Annotated in this window: 6 protein-coding genes; 3 read left to right on the forward strand and 3 right to left on the reverse strand. The window is 64.2% G+C overall.

The features are described 5' to 3' along the window. A partial coding sequence (locus QZT63_RS06580) for a DUF1614 domain-containing protein (RefSeq protein WP_290649632.1) occupies window positions 1–587 on the reverse strand: 587 nt, incomplete at its 3' end. 72 nt (window positions 588–659) lie between these two features. Here QZT63_RS06580 and QZT63_RS06585 point away from each other — a divergent pair. Both QZT63_RS06585 and aspS read left to right on the forward strand, forming a co-directional pair. Further along, window positions 660–1,031, forward strand: a complete 372-nt coding sequence (locus QZT63_RS06585) for a zinc ribbon domain-containing protein (protein ID WP_290649634.1) — start codon at window positions 660–662, stop codon at window positions 1,029–1,031. A 97-nt stretch (window positions 1,032–1,128) separates the two neighbouring features. Further along, window positions 1,129–2,907, forward strand: coding sequence for an aspartate--tRNA ligase (aspS, locus tag QZT63_RS06590; protein WP_290649636.1), 1,779 nt, complete (start codon window positions 1,129–1,131; stop codon window positions 2,905–2,907). Between the two features lie 14 nt (window positions 2,908–2,921). Here aspS and QZT63_RS06595 read toward each other — a convergent pair whose 3' ends face one another. Further along, a complete protein-coding gene (locus QZT63_RS06595; protein ID WP_290649637.1) occupies window positions 2,922–3,710 on the reverse strand; it encodes a metallophosphoesterase in 789 nt (262 codons plus the stop codon). Between the two features lie 81 nt (window positions 3,711–3,791). Continuing rightward, window positions 3,792–4,574: a serine protease gene (locus QZT63_RS06600; RefSeq protein ID WP_290649638.1), complete on the reverse strand. Its 783-nt coding sequence runs from the start codon at window positions 4,572–4,574 to the stop codon at window positions 3,792–3,794. A gap of 494 nt (window positions 4,575–5,068) precedes the next feature. On the opposite strand from QZT63_RS06600, the gene QZT63_RS06605 reads away from it, so the two are divergent. Further along, on the forward strand, window positions 5,069–6,256 hold a 1,188-nt coding region (locus QZT63_RS06605; RefSeq protein ID WP_290649640.1), incomplete at its 3' end, for a sugar transferase.

The raw sequence follows: 6,256 nt of genomic DNA on the forward strand, positions 1-6,256 counted from the left end.
GCCAGCGGCGCGGACTGCTCACCGCCGAGCGTCACCGCCAGCACCGCCGCGGTGATTGGCGCCACCAGCACGGGCATGGCGATACCCAGGCCAGGCACCGGTCGGCTGAATACGTAACACACCGCACTCTGGCCGGCGACCGCGAGCACGACGGCAAAGAAGGGCAGCGACTGTGTGGCCAGCAGGTAGAAGCTGAACGCCACGGGAATGATCGCACCGCCGAGGTTGATCGCCACCACCGTGCGCCCGTAAAAGGGCTGCTGAAAACGCTGCAGCCAAGGCATGGGCATGGGTGGGCGGTTCGGCCGTACCTCGCCGTTGGCCCGCATTTGAAATAGCGGCATATTGACCAGACTCCCCCCGATGCAGCTCATGAGCAGCAGCATCCCCGAGCCCGCGGTCAGGCCGAGCTTCCCGAACGCGATGCTCACCGCCCCGATCTGAATCAGGGCGAACAGGAGCGCCAGCGCAATGATGGCAAGCAGCAGGGGAATGGGAGGGACTCCAAGATACCGTCTCCGGGGTACCGATTGTCTCGCACCAGGGAGGCGTCGCCTAGCCGTCGGGGTGGCTCGCGCGTAGTGCATACTACACAAACCACTTGCCTTCCATTGCGCCGACCCTTATATAGACCTCGGCGAACCCGAGAGGACACAACAATGCCGATCTACGAATACCACTGCGCTGGATGCGGGCACGAGCAGGAAGCCATCCAGAAATTCAGCGACGCACCGCTGACCGACTGCGAGGAGTGCGGCGCACCCCAACTGCGCAAGAAAATCTCCGCAGCGGGTTTCCGGCTAAAGGGCGGCGGCTGGTACGAAACCGACTTTAAATCCTCGAACAAGCGCAATGTCGCCGGGGACACCCACGCCGCCAGCAGCGGCGACAGCGGCTCCGCGTCCGCGGGTGCCGGGGAGTCCACCAGCTCGGGCAGCGGCAAAGGCGAGGGCAAAGCCGAGAGCAAAGCCGAGAAAAAGAGCAGTAGTCAGGAAAGCGGCACGCGCAGCAAGGCCGCTGCAAACTCCTGAACAGCCTGCCAGTCGCTTGCGCCGCCCCGGGTGAGACCGTACCATTGCCGCCCTGCTCGCACCCCGTCTCACTACGCACAGCCAGGGCACAGTTGTCATGCGCAGCCATTATTGCGGCCAGGTTACCGAAGCACTACTTGACACGGAGGTGGAGCTTTGCGGCTGGGTCCACCGGCGCCGTGACCATGGCGGCGTCATCTTTATTGACCTGCGCGACCGCGACGGGTTGGTACAGGTCGTGTTCGACCCGGATCGCCCCGAGTCCTTCGCCACCGCGGAGAGCGTGCGCGGCGAGTTCGTGCTGCGGATTCACGGCCGCGTGCGGCGGCGGCCCGCCGGTACCGAGAACCCCAACCTCAACAGTGGCCAGGTGGAGGTCCTGGGGCACGAGTTGACGGTACTGAACACCGCCAAGACGCCGCCGTTCCAGCTGGATGACGAGGAAGTGGGCGAGGATGTGCGCCTGCGCCACCGCTATGTGGACCTGCGCCGCCCGGAGATGGTCCAGAAACTGCGCACCCGCGCGCGCATCACCGGCGAGCTGCGCCGCTACCTCGACGGCCACGGGTTCCTGGATATCGAGACCCCCATGCTCACCCGAGCGACGCCGGAAGGCGCGCGGGACTACCTGGTGCCAAGCCGCGTGCACCAGGGCGCGTTCTACGCCTTGCCGCAGTCGCCGCAGCTGTTCAAGCAGCTGTTGATGGTCTCCGGCCTGGATCGCTACTACCAGATCACGCGTTGCTTCCGCGACGAAGACCTGCGCGCCGACCGCCAGCCGGAGTTTACGCAGCTGGATATCGAGACATCCTTTACGGATGAAGACGGCATTATGGCGCTCATGGAAGGCATGATTGCCGAGCTCTTCGCCACGGTGCTCGGGCAGGAACTGGCGCGCCCGTTTCCGCGCATGGCCTATGCCGAGGCCGTGGAGCGTTTCGGTATCGATCGGCCCGACCTGCGCATCCCACTCGAGCTGGTGGAAGTCGCCGATCTGCTGACCGACGTGGAGTTCAAGGTCTTCTCCACGCCGGCCAATGATCCGAAGGGCCGCGTGGCCGCGCTGCGTCTGCCCGCCGGCGGCGAGCTGACCCGCAAGGAAATTGACACCTACACCGAATTCGTCGGCCGCTACGGCGCCAAGGGCCTGGCCTACATCAAGGTCAACGATCCCGCGAAAGGGCGCGAGGGGCTGCAGTCGCCGATTATCAAGTTCATGCCCGATGCGGCGGTGACCGGCATCCTGGAGCGCGTCGGCGCCCAGGCCGGAGATCTCATCTTCTTCGGCGCCGACAAGGCCAAGGTCGTGAACGAGGCGCTCGGTGCCTTGCGCGTCAGGCTCGGCCACGATCGCGGTCTGGTGGAACCGGGCTGGCGGCCGCTGTGGGTCGTGGACTTTCCCATGTTCGAGTACGACGAACAGGACAAGCGCCTCTACGCCCTGCATCATCCCTTCACCGCGCCGACGCTGGAGAGCGTGGACGCGCTAAAGGGCGCCGATGCGCAGCAGCTGCAATCCCGCGCCTACGATATGGTGCTCAACGGCACCGAGCTCGGCGGCGGCTCCATCCGTATCCACCGCCCCGACATGCAGCGCGCCGTCCTCGGCCTGCTTGGCATCGGCGAGGACGAGGCCCGCGAGAAGTTCGGCTTCCTGCTGGAGGCCCTGGACTACGGCGCACCGCCCCACGGGGGTATCGCCTTCGGGCTGGACCGCCTCGTCATGCTGATGACCGAGTCCAGGTCCATCCGCGACGTCATGGCCTTTCCCAAGACGCAGACCGCCAGTTGCCCCCTCACCCATGCCCCGGCGGCGGTGGGCGAGGATCAGCTGCGCGAGTTGGGTCTTCGGTTGCGCAAGACGGTCAGCGCCTGAGGCGCTACCCACCCTTACCCTCGCGGCGCCTGCTGATGGATCGCCTCCCGGCCGTCGGGGTCGCGTACGGCGATGGTCAACACCCCGCCTGCCGCAACCCCTGTTTCCAGGTTCACATGCCCGAACCCGCGCAACGGCAGCCCTTGCTCGTCGGCGCAGATGACATGCCCGCAATAGGTGGTGGATAGATCCGCTGGTGACGGGCCGGGAAGCTCCTGCGATTCCTTGAGCTGCCGCAGGGCATTGCCCAGGCTGCGACGCCAGAGCAACCCCGCCGGGTCACTGATGAAGCCGCGATCGATGGTCTTGTCCGTGATGCCGTCCGGTAGACCCGCGTGCGCCACGTGGTAGCGGTTGTCGCCTTCGCCGACGACGAGCAGGTGCGGCAGACCCTGAGTCAGGGTGACCAACTCCTGGAGTTCCTCATCGGGAGGCCAGGCTTCCAGCAACCAGTCGCCACCATTGTCATGATGCGCGGCAAAGCGGTGACCGCCGCCCCGGCCCGTGGTGTACTCCTGCACCGCGCCCAGCATCAGATCCTCGTGGTTACCCATGACGGCCAGGAACCAGGGCTCGCGCAGCAGGCGAAGGCAGCCGATGGAGTCAGGGCCACGGTCCACCAGATCACCGACGGAAATGAGGCGATCGTGCTGCGGATTAAACCGCAGGTTCTTCAAAGCGGTGTCCAGGGTCCGGCGGTAGCCGTGCAGGTCGCCGACGATCAGGTCACGGCCTTGCCCATTCGCAGGGATGCAGTGAATGCGCGCCCCCAGTCCGAGTTTCAGTTTCAGTTTAGCCAGCATGATTGGGCTGCATCGGTATCAGTATCCTTTCGAGCGCTGCGTGGATCAGTCGCCGTGCCATCGGGAGGCGCATTACCTCGATCATCGCAGGTCGGCCTCCTCCAGAAGGTCCTTTAGCAGTCCAACGGGGATCGCGTAGGAGATGCCGCTTGGGTGACTCAGTATTTGCTCCCTTGAGCCCTGGACCAGAGTGCGGTTGATGATGCCGACGACATGACCGGATTCGGGGTGATAGAGCGGACTGCCACTGTTTCCAGGATACGCGGTTGCATCGAGTTGAAAAACGCCGGGGGGGCGGTTTCGCAGCCGTCGCAGCGTGCGTGCATCCAGGTCCCGGTCGCGGCCCGCCGGGATCGCCAGTGGGGTAATGGTCGCGACGATCCCGCGGTGGGTGGCCGGGTACAGTCCGAGGACCAGGCCAATGGGGTATCCTGTAAACGCCAGGAGATCGCCTTCCCGCACGGCGTCTGAATCGCCCAGTGTCAGGGGCTTCAGCGGCTCGCCGTCGAAGCGGAGAATAGCCAGGTCCGCGTCACGATCGACGGCCACGCGCTCGGCGCGGCGCGCCTCACCGTCCCGGCCACGGCCGACAAACACGCTCAGGTACTCGCCCTGTTCCGTTGCAATCGAATCGGACAGGGCGTGGGCGTTGGTCGCCACGTGACGGCCATCGGCGATCGCGAACCCTGTGGCTTCCAGGCGTGTGGTCGGCGAGCGCGTGCGCTGATACGTGCCGATCCCAACAACCGAGGGTCGCACCGCCTCGATCGTGTCGGGCAGGGAAGCCATTGGGTTGGCTGGCAGCGGCGTCGTGACTGCGCCAAGCACCAAGGCCAGTGCGAGGCTGATCTGAGCCCATTGCATGGATCGAATTCTCGTCTTGTGGGTTTCCATAGCCCAACTAACCTTAGGAATATACTTGTTGTGGGTTTCAGTACGCCTGAAACCCCGCGACCTTGGGCGCCCGGTGTCAGCCATGGGCTTGCGCGCACCCGCCAAGCGGCATCAACCGGCATCATGACACGGCTCGTCGCGGGTTTGGTACACGCGAGCCGGGGGTTTTGGTTTGCCGTGTGCGGTTGATCACAATCGGCGGTGGCGCCGGGCGTGTTCAGGCAACCCGGTGCGGCGTGGCCGGTTGCCCCAAGCCCCAATCATATTGATTATAAGCTGTGAACCAGTTCACAAAAGGGGTCGCTGTTTTCGGCAAACGGGTATACTCTTGTAACTGGAGGGTCATCTAGTGGCTCACACTGCATGTCTGCGCGGGGCGTGTGGTGGGCAAGCGCGTAATTTAAAGATGCCGGGCCGATCCTCCGGGTGGTAGGGAGAAGGAACAAGAAGAGGGGACTGAGGGCATGATCCGCTTATTTAGCCATTATGTGCCGCGGAACACTCTGTTTATCGCGGTCCTGGAAGCGCTGATTCTCGCTGCATCCGTCTACCTCGCCGCTATTGTCTGGGCTGGTGGCCCTGGCTATGTGAGCAGCGTGGAGCGCGTGGCCTTGGAATCATTTCTGCTTGCCGGGTCAATGCTCCTGGCCATGGGCATCATGGGCGTTTACGGCCAGTCTTCCATCGAAGGCTGGGGGTCGACCCTGCTGCGGCTGATCGCGGCGGGTGGCATTGGGTTCGGCGTTGTCAGCGTGTTGTCGCAGGGGCTGGACGACACCCTGGCGGTGCTTGGCGTCCCTGGGGCGTTGGGTATCGCTGCGGCGTTTGGCCTCATCTCGGTGGAGCGCCTCATTGTCTTCCGGTGGTCGGGCGCGCGGGCGCTGCGTTCGCAATTGTTGGTGATCGGTACGGGGAGTCGTGCGGCGCGCGTCGAGGAGATTATTCGCGCCCAGCCAACGGCGAGACGCATGGATGTCGTGGGTTTTCTTCCCGCCAACGAAGATCAGCACTCTGTCCCCAGCGAGCGATTGATCCACCGCAAAGACCAGGAGTCCCTCTGGGACGTCGTCCGCCGCAATGGGATTACCGAGATCATTGTCGGCGTCCGCGATCGCCGCAACGGCGGCCTCCCCGTCGGGGATCTGCTGGAATGCAGGCTTAACGGCGTGTGTGTCACCCATCTAACGGATTTTTTCGAACGCGAAACCGGTCAGATTCGGGTGGATTCCCTGAACAGCAGCTGGCTCATTTTCAGCGAAGGCTTTCGCTGCAACTGCCTGCGCAAGAGCGTCAAACGTATCTTCGACATGGTCGCCAGCGCCGCGCTGCTGCTTCTGACGGCGCCGATCATGCTGATTGCGGCCCTGGCCATCTTCGTCACCATGGGAACCCCGATTTTCTACAAGCAGCGGCGCGTGGGGGAGAGAGGGCAGAGCTTTATCATCCGCAAGTTCCGCAGCATGCGCAATGATGCGGAAAAAGATGGCAAGGCCCGCTGGGCCACTCCGGGTGACAAGCGCATCACCCCGGTCGGTTATGTCATTCGTTTTCTGCGTATCGACGAGCTGCCCCAGATCGCCAACGTCTTCCGGGGTGACATGAGCTTCGTCGGTCCCAGGCCGGAGCGCCCCGAGTTCGTGAAGGAGCTTGCA

Source organism: Aquisalimonas sp., assembly GCF_007120195.1.
Taxonomy (GTDB): domain Bacteria; phylum Pseudomonadota; class Gammaproteobacteria; order Nitrococcales; family Aquisalimonadaceae; genus Aquisalimonas.

Bases quoted from the DNA above. Each gene is read 5' to 3' on its own strand.
- QZT63_RS06585 (WP_290649634.1), top strand. From the start codon at position 660: ATGCCGATCTACGAATACCACTGCGCTGGATGCGGGCACGAGCAGGAA.
- aspS (WP_290649636.1), top strand. From the start codon at position 1,129: ATGCGCAGCCATTATTGCGGCCAGGTTACCGAAGCACTACTTGACACG.
- QZT63_RS06595 (WP_290649637.1), bottom strand. From the start codon at position 3,710: ATGCTGGCTAAACTGAAACTGAAACTCGGACTGGGGGCGCGCATTCAC.
- QZT63_RS06600 (WP_290649638.1), bottom strand. From the start codon at position 4,574: ATGCAATGGGCTCAGATCAGCCTCGCACTGGCCTTGGTGCTTGGCGCA.